This window comes from Commensalibacter intestini A911 (assembly GCF_000231445.1).
In the GTDB taxonomy this organism is placed as follows: domain Bacteria; phylum Pseudomonadota; class Alphaproteobacteria; order Acetobacterales; family Acetobacteraceae; genus Commensalibacter; species Commensalibacter intestini.
Genome location: NZ_AGFR01000007.1, coordinates 333,182 through 350,995, shown reverse-complemented (window position 1 = coordinate 350,995; position 17,814 = coordinate 333,182). Strand labels below are relative to the sequence as shown.

The window sequence follows — 17,814 nt, the reverse complement described above, 5'->3', positions numbered from 1 at the left end:
ATGGATCAGAGTGCTTTTATAATTGGTGATATGCAAAAATGAAATTTCTATACTACTTACTATTATTAGTATCATGTTTTGTGAGTGATAGTCTGTATGCTAAATCGAAAATATCTGATCAATTTGAAATATATGTGAAGAGTCGTTTCAAGTATCAATTATGTTATCCTTCATTTATGATACCGCAAGGTGAATCTGATAATGGTGATGGACAAGTTCTTAGTGCAAAAGATGGTGCTAGTATAAGTGCTTTTGGCTCATATTCTTTGAGTGCAATCAATAATAATGATCTTGTAAAGGATACAGCACAAGAATTAGAATGGATTCTTGGGAAACATGGACGTGTTACGTATCGCGTAAGCTATCGGCAGTGGGCAGTTATTAGTGGTTATGATAAGATGGGACAAATATTTTATATAAAAGCGATTGCTGGAGATGATGGGCAAAGTATGTATGCTATTTTGACTTATCCAGTAACACAACGATTTGTTTATGATCCATTATCAAACAAAATATCAAATTGTTTCAAGGCGATAAAATAGTTATAAATTGTAACATATATGGTTTTTTCTAACAGGTTATCAATTGTTAAAAAAGATTTTATACTAAAATAATATCATTTAGTATTTGAAGGATACGTAAAAAAGGAATAGATTAACGCCGTTTTATGACCAAATCCTATATTTGATTTTCATACTTTAAATTTATAAGGTTTTCTGTGGCCAGAGTTCAAACTGTCACGTCTTGGATGGAGAAGCATCTGTTAATACGGAAAGATTTTATTCAATCTTTTCGTTGGATTTATGCACCCTCTAGTTCAGCATTTATTTTTGCGCTTAGAACAACAATTGCTTCTTTTATTGCCCTGGCTATTGCAATGTGGTTGCAAATGGACAGTCCTAAATGGGCACCGATGACAGTATGGGTGTGTGCAAGAAATACATCACGTGGCGAAACAATCTCTAAGGCAAATTGGCGAGGCATTGGAACAATTTTTGGTGCAATAGCTGCGGTTTTTTTTATTGCAGTGTTTCCACAACAACCATGGCTTTTTAATATTGCGGTTTGTATTTTTGTGGCAGTTTGTGTGTGGTTTGGAACTTGTATGCAAAGTTTCAAAGCTTATGCAATGGTATTAGCTGGATATACTTGTGCGATTATTGCATTTGGTTCTGTAGGTAATCCAGATGGTACTTTTATGCTGGCAATGTCCAGAACAACTTATATTTTACTAGGTGTTTTCTCAGATAGTATTGTTGGCCGTTTTTTTGATTTTAATATTGATCGTCATGCACGTAAACAATTAAATGATAGCTTGCTATTTGCAATTAAAGGAACTTTACGTTCGATCTCCAATATGTTCAAAGGTGATGAAAAAGCAATTGTTGAATCACAAGAGTTGTTTACTTCAATTATCAATTTTAACAGTTTAATTGAATTTCGTCAAATTGAAATGATTGGAACAGATCATACAGGTGATCATGCGCATGCGGCTTTATTGTCCGTCACAGCGGTGTTAACGAAAGGGATGGGGTTGGCCACGCAGATGTCTCATTTTCATAATGTGACAGATGAATTTTTAAAAATTATTTCTCTTGTTCAAGATCGTATGGATAAGTTAGCCAATCGTATAGAAAAAGATCAAGATTTTAAACATGAACAGCGACAACTCAATAAATTACGTTGGGAATGTCGACAGCGTATTACAGATAGTTTTTATGAAAAGCAATATTCTGGAACAGAAGAGGAATGTGAACGGCAAAAAGAAGCTAACTTTAATGACCGTATTTTGTTACGCACATTAAGTGAGCTGTTAGGAGAGCTACAGTTTACTTTAGAGGAATATTATAAAAGTACTCACCCTATAAAAAATGATCATTTCAAGTTTCATGTGAACCCTTCTTTAAATTATGATTTGGCATGGAAAAATGCTGTGCGTACGTTTATGGCGATGATGGCAGCCTGTTTGATGTGGTATGTGACTGGTTGGGATAAAGGGGGGGCTACAGCGGCACTGACAGGCATGGGCTGTGCGCGTTTTTGCTTGTTTGAAAACCCTTCTGCAACAACTGTGGGATGGTTGAAAGGCTCTTTGTGGGCGCTTTTTGTTGGTTTTTTACTAACTTTTTATTTTATTCCGCCGCTCAGTGATATTGAAACTTTATGTGCTGTTTTATTTATTCCGACTATGATTGGTGGTCTGGGAATTGCTTATCCAAAAACACTGTCCGTTTCAGCTTCTTATGCTTCTTATTTGCCATATATGATCTCATTAGAAAATAGTGTTAGATTAGATGAATCTTCTTTTTTGAATAACTCTTTATCTTTATTTATAGGTATTATTTTTACCAGTATTTCTTTTGGTCTTTTATATCGATATGATCCATTAAAAACACGGTTCCATTTGCGTCAAACATTACTTAAAAAACTCCGTGCAGTGCCCACAACATTCAAGAAAAATCCACGAGTATGGTTGTTTCAAACAACAGAGATTCTCGTGAAAATGATGAGGCAACTTAATACGACAAAGAATACAAAAGTAGTACAGGCTTATCATTTTGGTGCGTTGGCGGTAATGATGATTGGCTTAAGTGTCATTCGTTTAAGGTCGATGATTGCTCATGATGTTGTGACAGATGATATTAAGATTCTTTTGCGTATCGTGTTAAGACGTATTTCTAGATTTAATATGCATGGTTCTTATGGTCGTACGGTGGCTATTGCCCATAATGTTGTTCGGCGTTTGCGTGCAAGAGCAAAGACTGAGAAAAACTTAGCTATTCGGATGGAAATTATTGCCGCTATTTCTTCTTTAACGGTGATTGCAGATTTATTAGAAAAAAATGAAGCATTTTTAGATGTTAATCATTATTTCTTATTAAATGAAAAATGGGATTAACAATTTAAAAAAAATAAAGTATGTAAAATATATAAAATATATAATTTGTTTTAACCGGGGTGTCTCTTTTTTCAAAAGAGGCTGAGAACATACTCGTAGAACCTGATCTGGATCATGCCAGCGAAGGGAGAGGGATAGATGACGACTAAATTTTCTATATTATCACATGTTTCTTTAATCGTGCTGGTTGCATCCTCTATCTTGGGGGAAACATTGGCAGTAGAGCCAGCTACTCAATCGCCGATACAAGAGGGAACATCAAAGACATCATCGACAACACAAGTTGATACTGATTCCAGTTCTGGAGAGCAAATCGTTGTTACTGGAAAATCTCCAGGATATAAAACAGCTTATGGTTATGCAGGAAAGCAAGCTGGTGGAGGGCTAATCCAAGCTGAAACGGCGAATAAATCGGTTAGTAATGTTTCGCAAGATTTTATTCAAATGCAAGCACCGACCTCGAACGTCTTTAATTTTTTAAGTATATTACCTGGGGCTAATGTTTCGACATCTGATCCTTTTGGTATTTCTTCGCAAAATGATATTACAGTCAGAGGAATGACTGGAGATTCCATTGGATATGTTCTGGAAGGGATGCCTTTAAATGATGTTTCCGATGGATTTGGGTATTTAAATCAATTTGTTGATAGTGAAAATCTACAAAATATCTCGTTGGCACAAGGAAGTCCTGATTTAGATAGTCCTGTTTATAATGCTGCTGGTGGGGTTGTTAATTTAAAGCTACGAGATCCAGCAAATCATTTTGGAGGTTTGTCAGAGCTTTCTTACGGTTCGCATAATACAAAGCGTGCTTTTATGCGTATTGATACGGGTGAAATTGGGAAAACAGGCGTAAAAGGGTTTGTTTCATACTCTTATACGGATGGCAGTAATTGGCGAGGGCCTGGCTATGACCATCGTCAGCATATCGATTTTAAATTCCTAAAAGAATGGGGAAATGACAATCATATTTCTTTGCTAGGCGACTGGAACTACGCCATTACTAGCAGTTATTATACGCCGACTAAATCAGAATGGATTAGCGATGGGCCAGGGAACGGTAATAATTATTCTGGCACATGGGATAAAACAGCGGTTGATAACAGTAATTATTGGAAACTCTATCAACAAACGTTCCAACAAGTTTACGTTGCAGCACCGTCTCAATTTACGTTAACGGATAAATTACAATTTAAAGTCACTCCTTATTTTCAATATGGCTATGGGAATTCGCCTTATGGCACAGTGCTAAATGAAGAAGGGTTGTGGCAAGGAACGCAAGCAGTGAATGGTAAAGTGACTATTCCTGGTGCAATAGATGGATCAGCGACGGTCATGGGGGGATGGTTTCAAAGAACATATCGTTCAGGATTTATACCTACGCTTCATTATAATTTAAAACATCATCAGTTTGTGTTGGGATATTGGTATGATTATTCTGATGATACGGTAACGCAGCCCTTTACGCCTGTTTCTTCTAATGGTCAGCCATGGGATTTATGGAGTGGATCTCATCAAAATATACATTTACCTGATGGTAGAGAACTGTATGCACAAAATACCAATACGATTACTCAAGTCAATGCTATTTTCTTTGGGGATCATATGAATTTTATGGATGAGAAATTATTCGTTGATGTTGGGTTTAAACAGGTCTTTTTAAATCGTGCTGCTTGGAATAGATTGCCTGGCCCACAATATCGTACGGGGGATAACGTTTCTAAGCCGTTACCAAGAATTGGGGTGCGTTATCAATTCACCAAAGAGCATCAGATTTTTGCGAGTGTCAATACGAATTTTGCAGTTCCACATAAATCGACCTTGTTTAATACATACGATCCGAATACTGGGGATTTGGCTCAAGCAGGGACTAATCATCTAAAAGCTGAATATTCGATTGAAGAAGAATTAGGCTATCGTTATAATGGGCCTCGTTTTTTGGGAAGCCTTACGTTTTTTAATTATAACTATACCAATCGTCTGATTTCTACTGTTTTAAGAGAAAATGGTGCGTGGGTTGGCTCCAGTATTAATGCTGGTGGGCAAACGTCGCGTGGGGTAGATGGAGAAATAGGATTAAAACCTTGGCATCATTTTAACCCTTATGTGTCTGGTGAGTATTTATATACCAGAATGGATAGTAATTTACGTAGTTACGGAGATTTGTTGCCTACCAAAGGAAAGCAAGCGGTGCGTAGTCCGCCTTGGCAATTTGCAGTGGGGCTTACCTATGATAATGGTCATTTCTTTGCTAATGGCAATATGAAAATGGTAGGAAAGCAATATGCAACCTTTATGAATGATGAATCGATTGGATCTTTTGCAACAGGAAATCTTGCTTTTGGGTATCGCTTTGATAGTTATGGCTTTATGAAACATCCACAAATTCGAATGAATTTTATTAATATTACCGATCAAAAATATCTCTCAGGTGTCGCCAGCCCTACCGCTAATGCACGTACAACTACAGGGAAGTATGGGAGTTCTATTCCTGGATCATCGCCTTATTATTATATCGGCGGTGGGTTCGCAACGATGGTTACGATGACGACAGCGTTTTAAAATAAATATCATTAAATATATTGATATCAAAATATTATTGGTGGGATATAAAATTATATTTTATTTTTTAATAAGTTAATTGAGGTTAGAAAGCTAATCATATGAATAGACAGATTTCGCAAAAGGCTTTAAAGTTTTTATATGGTTTATCAGCTGGGCGTTGCAATGGATGTAATGATCCTTGTATTATACAGAAAGAAGGTCAGACTGACGACTATATAAATGTAGGTGAAATAGCACATATTTACTCTTATGCTAATAATCCAAATGCTCCTCGTTTTATCAAGGAAAACTCAGGCGATAATAGTCATAGGAATTTGATTTTATTGTGTGGAACTTGTCATAAAATAGTTGATAATAATTCTGAATATTATACAGCGGACAAATTGTATAAAATAAAGTCAGAACATTACCAAAAGGTTGCGAGTGAGCACTATAAAAACAATCAGAATAAAGATCAAATGGTTATTGATATTATTAATCAATTTTGTAATTTTCAGGCAATTTATAGTAATTTAAATAGCTGTGTAATAGATAAAATTCCAGAGGATGTAGTTAGATATAGGAATGATAAGTGAGAGTTTCTTATATCTAAATAACCCTACTTTATACCCCTTTAGGGATGAACAATTAACTAATTTTATGACAGATATATTGAAGCATTTTTATGATTTAGAATTATATTTATCACAATATTATACGTTGGTTGGTGCCAATCATTTACATCCATATCTAGCTGAAGTGATACCAGACCTTGCACGAAAAGACATATCTAAAGTGATTGAAGGGTTAAAGAATAGTCTATATTCTTGGTTACTTTATGTTAGAGAAAGATATTCACCTTAGTTAGGAATTATATTAGATTGTTTATAATATTAGGATAAGAGCCATGCTCAAAATAAATCGCTTATTGTCTGTTTTGATGATTATGGTTGGATGTTTAATCAGTGTTTATGCAAATGCCAACGATAAAATCACAGTGGTTTTAGACTGGTTTTTAAATGCGGGGCATCAATCATTATTGGCTGCACAATATAGTGGTGCATTTCAACGGCATGGATTAGATGTGGAGCTCATTGCTCCAGCAGATCCAAGCACACCACCACGTCTTGTTGCTGCATGGCAAGGGGATTTAGCAATTTCTTATCCTATTCAATTAGGAATGATGGTTGATCAACATATTCCTTTAATGCAAGTCGGTTCTTTATTAGACACACCTCTAGACACATTGATTACAAATGGAACGATTAAATCATTAAAAGAGTTAAAAGGTAAAAAAATTGGTGTCGCCATTGCTGGGGATCAGCATGCTATTTTAGGAACAATGTTAGAAAGTGCAGGGCTTTCTTTGTCTGATGTGCAGTTGGTGAATGTGAATTTTCAACTCGAGCAAGCATTAATGACAGGGGCCGTTGATGGGGTTATTGGTGCTGGCAGAAATTATGAGCTGATTGATTTGCAACAGCGTAAAATTCCAGTTTCGTTCTTTTATCCAGAACAATATGGGGTTCCTAATTACGATGAGCTAATTTTTATTACGCGCCCTGATAAAGCAAAAGATCCAAAAATTGCTCGGTTTATGCAGGCTTTAAAAGAAGGAAATGCGTATTTACAAACGCATTCTGATGAAATCTTTAATAAAGCGATCAAAGATCATCCAGAGTTGAATACTCCATTGAATAAAGCAGCATGGCAAGCAACATTGCCTTTGGATAGTAAAGATCCAGGGAAAATAGATCAACCTAAGATCCAAAAATATATAGATTTTTTAATGAAGAAAGGGGTTATTCATCAACAGCATCCATTCTTGGATTATGCGGTGCAAACGAAAGAATAATATATAGGAAATCAGGTCTTGATAGATATAAAGACCTGATGTTTTTGCTAATTTTTATTTTCTTCTAATTTAGCATAAAATGCACATGCTCTTTGACTTTGATGTAAACATCCTTGCTTCATATATTCTGCAACTTTTTTCCAGTCTTTTGGAACGCCTTCACCATTTCTATACATAATACCAATATTATAGTAAGCCTCTCCATCGCCTTGCTTAGATGCTTTAGTCAGTAATTCAATAGCTTTTGGAAAGCTTTTTAGAGTTCCTCTGCCATCATAATACATGGCAGCAAGGTTAGATTGAGCTGTTGCATTTCCTTGATCTGCGGCTTTTGTATAATATTCAATTGCTTGATGGTAATCGAGTGGGACACCGTCACCATGTGAGTATAAAAAACCCAGATTAGATTGAGCATCTGCATATCCTTGATCAGCAGATTTCTTATACCATTTGACAGCTGTAAAAATATCTTTTCCAACCCCATCTCCTTGGCTGTACATAATGCCAAGATTATACTGAGCTTTCGCATCACCTTGTTTGGCTAACTGTTTTATTTTTGTAAAATTAGAAGAATTTTGCGCATAAATTTGAGTGGAAAAACAGGCGATACCTGTCGTTAAAAATAAAGAATAAACAAGTTTTTTCATGATAGTTTACTTTAATATTTATTTATAATTTGATTATAAATCACGATCTTATTAACGAAAAGTAACAGTTTCTTGCTTATCTACTCTTCACTTTCTATATCGTGAACAATGTCACAGGCTTCTTGGCTATGATTTTGACAAGCTGCTTTGAGGTAATGTTCTGCTTTTTCAGGATCTTGTTTAACGATTTTTCCTTACGCATAAATAATGCCAAGATAGAGTTGTGCCCTAACAAAATCTTGATCAGCAGCTTTTGTAATCCATTCAATGGATTTTTGTTGATTTATAGGCTGAATTTCTCCTTTTCCATATGCTACGCCAAGATTGAATTGTGCGGTGGGGTCATTTTTATCTGCTGCTTTTTGAGTATATTCAACAGCTTTTTTGGTATCTTTTGCTACTCCTGTACCATGTGAATACATGACGCCAAGGTCTGATAATGCAGAGGCATCCCCTTGTTGTGCTGCTTTTTGATAATACTGAATGGCTTTTGTATAATTTTTAGGAACGCCATCCCCTTCACGATATATACGGCCAAGGTTATATAACGCTTTTTTATTATTTTTTTGAGCCGCTTTCTGAAAATAATGGATAGCGGTTTTTGTATTTTTTTTAACACCTAATCCTTGTTCATATAATACGCCTAAACTTGCCAGAGCTTCATCATCGCCCATTTGAATTGCTTTTTGGTAATACTCAATTGCTTTGGCGTAACTTTGAGGAACTCCCCATCCGTTTTCATACATTAATCCTAGATTTAAGAACCCTTTAGGATTATTTTCTTTTGAGGCCAGAAGGAAATATTTGATGGCTTTGTTATTATCTTTAGGAATTCCTGAACCTTTTCGATACATTCCTCCTAAATTAACCATTGCTTGATCATCGCCTTGCTGTGCGGCTTGAGTATAATATTGAATGGCCTTTGAATAATCTTGAGGTACAATGATGCCTTCATCATACAAAACACCAAGGTTAAATTCGGCTTGATATAATCTTTGTTTGGCTGCTTTTTCATACCATTCAACTGCTTTGTTTCCATTTTGAGGAACGCCAATTCCTTGGTCATACATGACCCCTATATTATATTGTGCCTCAGGGTTCCCTTGATTGGCGAGCTGTTCCATTTGTTGATAGTCGGCACTATCTTGAGCCTTAGAATAATGAGAAAAGCAGGAGATGCCTGTGGTAATGAGTAAAATATAAGCAAGTTTTTTCATAATGAATGCTCTTTAATAAATAGATATTTTTGTTACATTCTAGATTGATATTATTTAAAATCAATTTTTGTATAGTTAATAGGTCTGTAAGTAAGGGGAGTGTAAGGTGCGGTTTAAATTTAGTTTATTAGTGACGATTGGGTTGACTTGTTTTTCCTCATTGACGTTTGCCGCAGATGAGCCACATGGTGATTTGGTAACATTAGAAGAAAAAGCAAATGCAGGGGATACCAAGATACAGATTGGTCTTGGTTTTGCTTATTATAGTGGAGATAAGGGTGTTCCCAAAGATATGAATAAAGCTATTGAGTGGTTTGAGAAGGCTGCAAACCAAGGCAGTAAAGAGGCTCAGTTTATTCTTGGTGCAACTTATTTGGACGGTAAAGATAATATTCCTAAAGATTATACCAAAGCAAGAGAATGGTTTGAAAAAGCCGCAGATCAAGGAGATGCAGCCTCACAATCAAATCTTGGAAGTATTTATGCCAAAGGGAAAGGGGTTGAGCAAGATTTTCATAAGGCAAGCCAGTGGTTTGAAAAAGCTGCAGCACAAGGAGATGATACTGCTGAATATAATTTATGATTGTTATATAGCACAGGGCTCGGTGTTCAGAAAAATATGCAAAAAGCAGTTGAATATTTGACGAAAGCGGCAGAGCATGGAAATGCCGATGCTCAATTTAAATTAGGTGTTTTGTATGATGAAGGCAATGTTTTCCCTCAAAATTCAGAAAAAGCGTTTGAATATTATAAAAAAGCAGCTGATCAAGGAAGCATAGAAGCTCAATATAATCTTGGGTGGATGTATGCAAATGGTCAGGGAACCACTAAGGATTATGAAAAAGCATACGAGTTATTTCAAAAAGCTGCTGATGAAGGTCTTCCTGCTGCACAATACAGCCTTGCGATCATGTATTGGCACGGTCAAGGTGTAGAGCAAGATCGACAAAAATCTATCGAGTATTACGAGAAAGCTGCAGCTCAGGGCTATCCTGAGGCTGAAGCTAATTTAGGCTATTTTTATAAGAATGGAAATGAAGTTACTAAAGACTCATTTAAAGCTGTGGAGTTGTTACAAAAAGCTGCGGCACAAGGTGTCCCGGAAGCTCAGTTTAATCTTGCCATGATGTATCTTGATGGGGAAGGAATTCCACAAGATTATGTTGCAGCAAGAGAATGGTTGGAAAAAGCCGCAGATCAAGGGGATAAAAGTGCGGAGCTCAACCTTGGGGTTTTATATGGAAATGGTCAAGGTGTTACAAAAGATTATGTAAAAGCTAAGGCCTATTTTAAACAAGCTTGTCTTCATAAATCTGAAGAAGGTTGTGCTTATTATAAGCGATTAAATAATTAGTTTATTCAGATGTTTGTAGAAGTCATCATAAAATTGAAAAAACATTTTATTCTATATCTTTTTATTTTGTTTCTGACAGGATGTAGTGGGACTTCTACGCAACAAATAACAATTTATAAATCTCTTGGAGAGATACAATGCCAAGCGAAAACAGGTTCTATTGCTATGATACGTCAAGAGCTATTTAATGCGAATATTTATGTATTTGGCAAGGGGATAAAAGGTGATGATGGGGTTGCTCGGATAACAGTCTGTGGAGCTTCTACAGGAGAAATTGGAATTTTTGTAATTAAGCAGCAGGATTATAAGAAAGCAAAAGCATTGGGATTTATGCAATATTGAGAGTGATGTAAGTATTGCTCTTCATGGTAATGATAGTTATTTTGATGTATTAAGCGTATCTATAATTGAATTATTCTTTTTATTTTAACTTTTTTAAGAGTAAATTTATCATTGAAATGAAAAATAATAGACTTCATTTATGTAGAACGATAGATGCAGGCAGATAATATGATAAAAGCATAAAATAGTGATTGATAAATAAAAAAGAGAAGCAAATAAAATAAACACAATAGGTCGTAAAAGGACTTTTATAACAAATATAAGTGCAGGATAACCCAATCATGATAATGAAAAGATCAGAAAGTAGTTATCCTTTTAAATTATATATTCAGTGGTTTATAAATAAGGAGATTATTTGCCTTTTTCTGAGATATCACTGACAGCAAAGCATGAGGTTTGTTGTCCTTTTTTACATAGATGCTTATACATATCGAGTGCTTTATTCGTATCAACAGGAACGCCCATTCCTAAACGATACATTCCAGCCAGTTTGTTCTTTGCTGCAAGGTTATCTTGTTCAGCAGCTTTTTCAAACCAGTCTTTGGCAGAAGTATAATTTTGTTGTATGGGTGTAATGCCATAATAATAATAGTTACCAACCATATTTTGTGCGTTACTGTCGCCTGCAACCGCAGCCTTTTGATAGTATTTAAATGCTTTTGTTATGTTTTGTTGAACGCCCAGGCCATTTTCATACATAGAAGCTAAATAATAATATGCTTTTTTGTCTCCGTTGGCAGCCCCTTTTTTTAACCATTTTTTCGCACATTTGTAATCATGGGAATCTTCAGGAGCGACGTTTGCAGGAATACCTTCACCCTCAAGGCACATTTTTCCTAATTGTGTTTCAGCCTCTGTTTTTCCTTGTTTGGCAGCTTTTTCAATCCATTGACGGCCTGCAACAGGATCTTGTTTATAATCATGTCCATTAATTAATCGCATGCCATAATCATATTGAGCATCTGGAAGCCCTTCATCGGCAAGCGAGGGAAGAGGTTGTGTGCCATCTGCAAATGCAGATGTGATAGAGAAAAGGAGAAAGCCATATAAAAAATAAGAAGGGGATTTAAATAACATAAAATAATCCTATGATACGATAATGTTAATGTAGATATTTACCAAATCGTATCATAAAACGATTGAAGTAATGATCTATATCTGAATTGCTATTTATAAAATATTTTGATTGTGTTTTTTATAAGACAACTTACTTTTTACGGCTGGGCATAATGACGCAAACCAGACAAGTAAAGACCAAAATAACCCCAATCCATCCCATAATGGATAGACTTTCTTTGATAATAATAACGGCAAGGAAAGCAGCAACAATGGGTTCTAATAACGTAATCGTAATGGCAGTGCTTGCGGCAATTCTGGCCAACCCATAACCAAAGCAAATATATCCTATAAACATTGGCACCAATGCCATGTAAATACCAACGGCGGCATTGCTCCATGAGGCAAGGAAAGCAGATCCCGTCATGAATAAAACAGGCATTAACAAAAGTCCGCCAATCCCAAAAATAGAACCCATCGCAGCTTTAGAAGGAATATTTTGTTGCATAAGGTAACGTGCAATCCATGAATATAATGCATAGGTTAAGCCCGCTAATAAGGCTAACCCAATTCCTAAAATTAAATGAGGATGTTGTGTTTGATCTGCATGATGCTCTTGTCCAGATAAAGATAAAAGTGCAATACCAATAATTCCTAGAGTAGCACCAATAATCCATTTCGTAGAAAATTTAGCTTTTTCCATAATTGCTTCAATAACAGCTGATAAAAGCGGTGCTGAGCCAATAGAAACAACAGTACCAATGGTGACGCCTGCCATACGCATGGATGCATAAAAGACGAGTGGATAAATAGCAACCGAAAGAGCACCACATAATACATAAGGCCATTGACGATACAAATTAAATCGATAGGAACGAATAATATTTGTTGCAATAGCAGCCTGTAATAATCCACCTACACCCATCGCCATAGAACCAATAGCAATAGGGCTAACCTGAGGTGCAAAAGAGGCACTGACGCCCGTTGTCCCCCATAAAATAGCAGCGATAATAACAGCAATTATACCAAGAAACTGATGGTTTTGAGAGGGCATGGGGCTTTCAATATACATAAAACGTTAAGATCGTTAGGATACTATATGACTTATAAAGAATGTCTAGTTTTGATTGCTAAACCGATAACATTTTTTCTGAAAACAAGATGTGTTGAATACGATACATTGTAATTATATAGATTCCTTGGTTATTTTATTAATAATATCTATTAAACAATAATAGCGTATTAGAGAGAATAACCATGAAATTAAAAATGTTACTTATGGCTACATGACTGTTACTGCCAATGAGTTCTGAATTTGCAGAAACAGCAGATGAATATGTTGCTTGGTTAAAAAAGAAGCTTCTATTGGCAATACTGAGGCACAAAAAGAATTAGATCAATTTGAAGAGTTAACAAAAAGTGCGAGTGCTGGGGATGCTAAAGCTCAATATGAATTAGGAATGTTTTATGCCAATCAGTCAAATGTGGATGATCATGAACAAAAGCAAGAAGAGTGGTTATTAAAGGCTGCTCATCAGGGAAATATTCAAGCAAGAACAGCATTAATATCTTTTTATCAGAAAAAATCAGATAAGATTGAAGACATCTATAATGAAAATGATAAAAAACAAGCCATTGAAGCTAATAAAAAACTAGAGAAGTGGCTGATAGAAGATGCCAATCAAGGAGATGTCACAGCAGAATATGAGTTAGCTTTGTATTATATGAATAATTATGATGTGTCGGTTCATAATAAAGCTGTTGAGTGGCTTGAAAAAGCAGCTAATCAAGGATTAACTGAAGCACAAGTGCGGTTAGGAAAGTGGTATTTGGAAGGCGCGAATGGTGTTAATAAAAATTATAATAAAGCCAAAGCTATATTTCAAAATTTAGCAGATAAAGGTAATGTTGATGGTTTATACTATTTAGGTTTATGCTATCGTTTGGGGTATGGTGTTGTAAAAGATGAAAGTAAGGCTATAGAGTTAAATAAACTTGCTGCGGATAAAGGGAATATAATGAGTGCAGCTTATTTAAGTATAGGTATATTTAACAGGTATTGATCATATTGTTTTTCAAGATAGAGAAGAATTTAAATCTTATTATAATCAAGTTTGTTCTAGTGGTCTGATGGAGTGTTTGAAGCTTCAAACGAGTATTGTTGATGCATGTAGTAAAATGTATCCGAATAGTGAATACATGTCTCCAGATTTTGATATTGATCCAGATTGTTTAGCAGTAATGGCTCGTATGATGAAAATGATGAATAGTTTTTCTAGATAAAAAATAATATTTATTAAAAAAGAGTGCCCATGAATAGATAGGCACTCTTTATAAAATATCTTATGCAGTATGATAATAAGATAATTTAGCCATTGCACAAGCAACAAGGCGGCTATCAAGGCTGCTAGCGCGGCTGGTTAAAATAACTGGTGCTTTTGCACCTAAAACAAGACCAGCACTGTCTGCGCGTCCTGCTTCGTCACCAATAAAGCAAAGTGATTTAAAGACGATATTTCCAGCTTCTAAGTTTGGAACCATTAAGATTTGAGCTTTACCAGTTACTGGTGTATCTAGCTTTTTCATTTTTGCAGCTTCTAAGCTAACAGCATTATCCAAAGCTAATGGGCCATCCAAAATACCATTAGTGATTTGTCCACGATCAGCCATTTTACAAAGGGCTGCTGCATCTAATGTTGATGGGATATTTGGGTTGATCATTTCTACAGCGGATAAAATCGCAACGCGAGGAACGCCATATCCTAATGCATGATGTAAATCGATAGCATTTTGAATAATATGTTGTTTTGTGATGAGATCAGGGAAGATATTAATGGCTGCATCAGTGATGATATAAGGAGTTTCCCAATTTGGGCCATCCATCAAGAACGCATGAGTAATACGGCGACCAGTTCTTAGGCCAGCATCTTTATTGACAACAGCTTTAAGTAAAATATCGGTATGTAAGCTGCCTTTCATTAACAGTTGAGCTTTACCATCACGAATAAGTTGAACACTGGTTGCTGCAGCTTGAGATTCACTTTTAGCATCAACAATTTCAAAACCATCAAGCGAAATATTATTTTGCGCTGCAATTGCTTTGATTTCATCAGCAGGGCCAACAAAAATAGGCGTTAATAGACCTAGTTTATGAGCTTCTACACCAGATTCAATGGCAGTATGTTCACATGGATAACAAATTGCGCATTTTGGAGCTTCTTTATCTTTTGCTTTTTCAATCAGTTTTTGATGATGTGCAAACATAGTAATTATTGTCCTCTTTTTTTGTATTGTAAATTCCCGCCTAATTTTGCCAAAGCTTCTTGTAAAGGGCCTGAGGGAAAATCATCCATTTTAATAGGAGTAGGAGGGCGGATAGGTAAAATTGGTTTTTTTGGTAATGAGGCAAGCGCGCTTCTATTTGATAAAAATTTGATATTTTTGACAACCATTTGTCCACAATAGAGATTAATTTTTTGCATAATATTATTGCTAATATATTGCATCTCTGCTGCTGTTGTACTAGAGCAAGCAATGGTTAATGTGCCATTGGCGAGACGATAAGGAAATGTTAAATTTCCATAATGATGTCCAATAATATCAACCCAATCAGAGAGTATTTGCGCGGTTGAAAAGGATTTTTGTTTAAAGACAGGGCGTGTAATTTTTTGAATAGTTCCAGCGATTTGGTACATATCATACGTTCGTTTTCCTGTATTATTTACAGGATAGTCTGTATTATAGTATTCATCACGATCACTATTTTGTTCATCCATAATTAAAGGTACCATTCCTTATATAATGTCGACTCAAATCCCTTATGCCACTTTGATTCTGCGTTGGTATGATCATCATCAACGTATTCTGCCATGGCGAGCAAAAACTGGAACAATACCTGATCCTTATCATGTATTGCTTAGTGAGATTATGCTGCAACAAACTCAAGTTGCAACAGTTATTCCTTACTTTAACAAGTTTATTGAAAATTTTCCAACTCTTAATGATTTGGCAGAGGCTTCACTAGAAAAAGTGATGGCGATGTGGACTGGTTTGGGATATTACAGCAGGGCTAGAAATCTACATCGTTGTGCGCAGGAAGTCGTGAAGATTGGTGGAATTATTCCAAGTAACTTCAAAGAGTTAAAAGATCTTCCCGGTATCGGAGATTATACAGCAGCAGCAATTTTATCCATTGGATATAACCAACCTTTTGTGGCAGTTGATGGGAATGTAGAGCGTGTAACTTCACGATTATTTGCGATTGAAGACTCTTTACCAAAAGTAAAACCACAATTGGCAGCGTTGGCAAAGACATTAAATGAAGGTCAAGAGGCACAGGATAGACCAGGAGATTTCGCTCAAGCTTTATTTGATATCGGCGCAACGATTTGTAAACCTAAAAATCCTTTATGTTTAATTTGCCCTTTATCCTCAGTCTGCAAAGCACATCAACAGAATATTGCAGAGCTTTTACCAAAACGAGAAAAGAAAACAGCAAAACCGACGAAATATGGGATTTCTTTGTTAATTAAAAATGATCAAGAAAATATATTATTGCGTAAGCGCCCTGAAAAGGGGGTGTTAGCAGGCACGATGGAGCTTCCAAGTTCTTTTTGGGCAGAACAATCTATTTCTTTAGAACAAGCCATGCAAGAAACAGGCTGTTTTGGGCAATATCAAGAGGCCGGAGAGATCAAGCACGTCTTTACACATTTTACTTTAAAAGTTAGGCTATATATATTGACTAAAAAACTTCAGTTTATAGAACAAAAACAAGAAAATATATGGGTTGATTTAGAAGATTTAGATCTTTATCCTTGTTCTACTTTAATGAAGAAAATGATTAAGCAAGCGATCAATGAAACGTCTAATGATGAACGTAGGAAAATATCATGAATAGTACACAGAATAAAACTCCGAAAATAGGTGTTTTATTGGTTAATCTGGGCACGCCAGAAGGAACCGATTATTGGTCTATTCGTAGATATTTATCTGAATTTTTGTCTGATAAACGCGTTATTGAGCTTTCTTCTTTTTTATGGCAACCCATTTTGCAAGGGATTATCCTAAGTATTCGTCCACATCGTTTAGGACGTTCTTATGAGCGTGTATGGGATAAAGCACAGAATAAAAGTCCACTTGCAGTTATCACGCAAAATCAAGCGGAAACATTACAGATTGATTTGCTTGATCAACATATTTGTGTTGAATGGGCAATGCGTTATGGAAAGCCCTCAGTTAAGGATAAGCTGACATTTTTAAAGGATGAAGGCTGCCAGAAGATTTTAATTTTGCCTTTATATCCACAATATAGTGCCACAACGACCGCAACTGTTAATGATGAAGTCTTTCGAGTGTTGATGCAATATCGTCAGCAACCTGCTATACGCACATTATATTCTTTTGCGGATCATCCTGATTATATTGAAGCGTTAAAACAAACCATTCAAGAAAAATTAGAGACACTTTCCGAAGCTCCAGAGCGAATTTTATTGTCTTTTCATGGGTTGCCACATCGTTATGTAGATGCAGGCGATCCTTATGAGCAAGAATGCCATAAAACAGCAGCTGCGTTACGAAATGCATTAGAAAAAACTAAAGAAGAAATGCCTTTGGTTTATCAGTCTCGTTTTGGGCCAGATAAATGGTTAGGGCCAAATATTGCAGATGTTATAACAGAATATACAGGCCAAGGCATTCAAAGGATTGCCGTTATTGCCCCAGGGTTTATGGCGGATTGTTTAGAAACAAAAGAAGAAATTGATCATGAATATAGAGAGCTTTTCTTGTCAAAAGGCGGAAAAGAGTTTACATATATTCCGTGTTTAAATGATCATCCTTTGGCGATAAAATTGTTAAAGAAAATTATTAGCCAAGAAATACAAGGATGGATTTGAGTA

The 17,814-nt window shown here is 35.8% G+C and carries 19 protein-coding genes and 1 riboswitch; of the genes, 13 read left to right on the top strand and 6 right to left on the bottom strand.

The features are described 5' to 3' along the window. Window positions 1-176 precede the first annotated feature (176 nt). From CIN_RS06645 to CIN_RS06620, 6 genes are all read left to right on the top strand, one after another. Window positions 177-542, top strand: coding sequence for a hypothetical protein (locus CIN_RS06645; protein ID WP_008854303.1), 366 nt, complete (start codon window positions 177-179; stop codon window positions 540-542). 176 nt (window positions 543-718) lie between these two features. Further along, the gene (locus CIN_RS06640) at window positions 719-2,899 is read left to right on the top strand and encodes an FUSC family protein (protein WP_040364056.1); all 2,181 of its coding nucleotides are present in this window, start codon (window positions 719-721) and stop codon (window positions 2,897-2,899) included. A gap of 45 nt (window positions 2,900-2,944) precedes the next feature. Further along, a riboswitch (TPP riboswitch) is annotated at window positions 2,945-3,045 on the top strand. Next, window positions 3,038-5,461 carry a TonB-dependent receptor gene (locus CIN_RS06635; RefSeq protein ID WP_139016967.1) on the top strand — a complete coding sequence of 808 codons (2,424 nt, stop codon included), beginning with the start codon at window positions 3,038-3,040 and terminating at the stop codon, window positions 5,459-5,461. (Overlaps the previous riboswitch by 8 nt.) Window positions 5,462-5,562: 101 nt before the next feature. Beyond that, entirely contained in the window at window positions 5,563-6,039 is a 477-nt protein-coding gene (locus tag CIN_RS06630; RefSeq protein ID WP_040364055.1) for an HNH endonuclease, read from the top strand. Window positions 6,040-6,103: 64 nt separating this feature from the next. Next, window positions 6,104-6,307: a hypothetical protein gene (locus CIN_RS06625; RefSeq protein WP_139016966.1), complete on the top strand. Its 204-nt coding sequence runs from the start codon at window positions 6,104-6,106 to the stop codon at window positions 6,305-6,307. 43 nt (window positions 6,308-6,350) lie between these two features. Continuing rightward, window positions 6,351-7,298, top strand: a complete 948-nt coding sequence (locus CIN_RS06620) for an ABC transporter substrate-binding protein (protein ID WP_008854300.1) — start codon at window positions 6,351-6,353, stop codon at window positions 7,296-7,298. Window positions 7,299-7,345: 47 nt separating this feature from the next. Here the strand turns inward: CIN_RS06620 and CIN_RS06615 are convergent, their stop codons facing one another. Together CIN_RS06615 and CIN_RS06610 are read right to left on the bottom strand one after the other, a co-directional pair. Then, window positions 7,346-7,945 carry a tetratricopeptide repeat protein gene (locus CIN_RS06615; protein WP_008854299.1) on the bottom strand — a complete coding sequence of 200 codons (600 nt, stop codon included), beginning with the start codon at window positions 7,943-7,945 and terminating at the stop codon, window positions 7,346-7,348. A 194-nt stretch (window positions 7,946-8,139) separates the two neighbouring features. Next, a complete protein-coding gene (locus CIN_RS06610; RefSeq protein ID WP_008854298.1) occupies window positions 8,140-9,162 on the bottom strand; it encodes an SEL1-like repeat protein in 1,023 nt (340 codons plus the stop codon). Window positions 9,163-9,268: 106 nt separating this feature from the next. Here CIN_RS06610 and CIN_RS11455 point away from each other — a divergent pair, with 106 nt between their 5' ends. Genes CIN_RS11455 through CIN_RS06600 form a run of 3 tightly spaced genes read left to right on the top strand, consistent with a single transcriptional unit; the run spans window position 9,269 to window position 10,858 of the window. Continuing rightward, entirely contained in the window at window positions 9,269-9,745 is a 477-nt protein-coding gene (locus CIN_RS11455; protein WP_050798377.1) for a tetratricopeptide repeat protein, read from the top strand. After that, window positions 9,746-10,516, top strand: coding sequence for a tetratricopeptide repeat protein (locus CIN_RS06605; RefSeq protein WP_008854296.1), 771 nt, complete (start codon window positions 9,746-9,748; stop codon window positions 10,514-10,516). Window positions 10,517-10,549: 33 nt separating this feature from the next. After that, complete coding sequence (locus CIN_RS06600; RefSeq protein ID WP_139016965.1) at window positions 10,550-10,858, top strand: putative periplasmic lipoprotein; 309 nt, start codon at window positions 10,550-10,552, stop codon at window positions 10,856-10,858. 351 nt (window positions 10,859-11,209) lie between these two features. Here the strand turns inward: CIN_RS06600 and CIN_RS06595 are convergent, their stop codons facing one another. After that, window positions 11,210-11,935, bottom strand: a complete 726-nt coding sequence (locus tag CIN_RS06595) for a tetratricopeptide repeat protein (protein WP_008854294.1) — start codon at window positions 11,933-11,935, stop codon at window positions 11,210-11,212. 130 nt (window positions 11,936-12,065) lie between these two features. Continuing rightward, on the bottom strand, window positions 12,066-12,968 hold the full coding sequence (locus CIN_RS06590) for a DMT family transporter (RefSeq protein ID WP_040364149.1): 903 nt from the start codon (window positions 12,966-12,968) through the stop codon (window positions 12,066-12,068). 289 nt (window positions 12,969-13,257) lie between these two features. On the opposite strand from CIN_RS06590, the gene CIN_RS06585 reads away from it, so the two are divergent. Beyond that, window positions 13,258-13,977, top strand: a complete 720-nt coding sequence (locus CIN_RS06585; RefSeq protein ID WP_008854292.1) for a tetratricopeptide repeat protein — start codon at window positions 13,258-13,260, stop codon at window positions 13,975-13,977. 76 nt (window positions 13,978-14,053) lie between these two features. Continuing rightward, the gene (locus tag CIN_RS11910; RefSeq protein WP_170314040.1) at window positions 14,054-14,197 is read left to right on the top strand and encodes a hypothetical protein; all 144 of its coding nucleotides are present in this window, start codon (window positions 14,054-14,056) and stop codon (window positions 14,195-14,197) included. Between the two features lie 60 nt (window positions 14,198-14,257). Here CIN_RS11910 and CIN_RS06580 read toward each other — a convergent pair whose 3' ends face one another. Continuing rightward, the gene (locus CIN_RS06580; RefSeq protein ID WP_008854290.1) at window positions 14,258-15,178 is read right to left on the bottom strand and encodes a bifunctional enoyl-CoA hydratase/phosphate acetyltransferase; all 921 of its coding nucleotides are present in this window, start codon (window positions 15,176-15,178) and stop codon (window positions 14,258-14,260) included. A gap of 5 nt (window positions 15,179-15,183) precedes the next feature. Next, window positions 15,184-15,690, bottom strand: a complete 507-nt coding sequence (locus CIN_RS06575) for a DUF721 domain-containing protein (protein WP_050798376.1) — start codon at window positions 15,688-15,690, stop codon at window positions 15,184-15,186. 25 nt (window positions 15,691-15,715) lie between these two features. Here CIN_RS06575 and mutY point away from each other — a divergent pair, with 25 nt between their 5' ends. Continuing rightward, entirely contained in the window at window positions 15,716-16,810 is a 1,095-nt protein-coding gene (mutY, locus tag CIN_RS06570; protein ID WP_008854288.1) for an A/G-specific adenine glycosylase, read from the top strand. Next, complete coding sequence (hemH, locus tag CIN_RS06565) at window positions 16,807-17,811, top strand: ferrochelatase (RefSeq protein ID WP_008854287.1); 1,005 nt, start codon at window positions 16,807-16,809, stop codon at window positions 17,809-17,811. The genes mutY and hemH overlap by 4 nt, the downstream gene beginning before the upstream one ends. Window positions 17,812-17,814: the final 3 nt, after the last annotated feature.

Excerpts from the sequence above, each read along its gene's own strand:
- CIN_RS06630 (WP_040364055.1), top strand. The coding sequence starts at position 5,563 with ATGAATAGACAGATTTCGCAAAAGGCTTTAAAGTTTTTATATGGTTTA.
- CIN_RS06595 (WP_008854294.1), bottom strand. The coding sequence starts at position 11,935 with ATGTTATTTAAATCCCCTTCTTATTTTTTATATGGCTTTCTCCTTTTC.
- CIN_RS06610 (WP_008854298.1), bottom strand. The coding sequence starts at position 9,162 with ATGAAAAAACTTGCTTATATTTTACTCATTACCACAGGCATCTCCTGC.
- hemH (WP_008854287.1), top strand. The coding sequence starts at position 16,807 with ATGAATAGTACACAGAATAAAACTCCGAAAATAGGTGTTTTATTGGTT.
- CIN_RS06580 (WP_008854290.1), bottom strand. The coding sequence starts at position 15,178 with ATGTTTGCACATCATCAAAAACTGATTGAAAAAGCAAAAGATAAAGAA.
- CIN_RS06645 (WP_008854303.1), top strand. The coding sequence starts at position 177 with ATGATACCGCAAGGTGAATCTGATAATGGTGATGGACAAGTTCTTAGT.
- CIN_RS06590 (WP_040364149.1), bottom strand. The coding sequence starts at position 12,968 with ATGCCCTCTCAAAACCATCAGTTTCTTGGTATAATTGCTGTTATTATC.
- CIN_RS06635 (WP_139016967.1), top strand. The coding sequence starts at position 3,038 with ATGACGACTAAATTTTCTATATTATCACATGTTTCTTTAATCGTGCTG.
- CIN_RS06575 (WP_050798376.1), bottom strand. The coding sequence starts at position 15,690 with ATGGATGAACAAAATAGTGATCGTGATGAATACTATAATACAGACTAT.
- CIN_RS06625 (WP_139016966.1), top strand. The coding sequence starts at position 6,104 with ATGACAGATATATTGAAGCATTTTTATGATTTAGAATTATATTTATCA.
- mutY (WP_008854288.1), top strand. The coding sequence starts at position 15,716 with ATGTCGACTCAAATCCCTTATGCCACTTTGATTCTGCGTTGGTATGAT.
- CIN_RS06615 (WP_008854299.1), bottom strand. The coding sequence starts at position 7,945 with ATGAAAAAACTTGTTTATTCTTTATTTTTAACGACAGGTATCGCCTGT.
- CIN_RS06620 (WP_008854300.1), top strand. The coding sequence starts at position 6,351 with ATGCTCAAAATAAATCGCTTATTGTCTGTTTTGATGATTATGGTTGGA.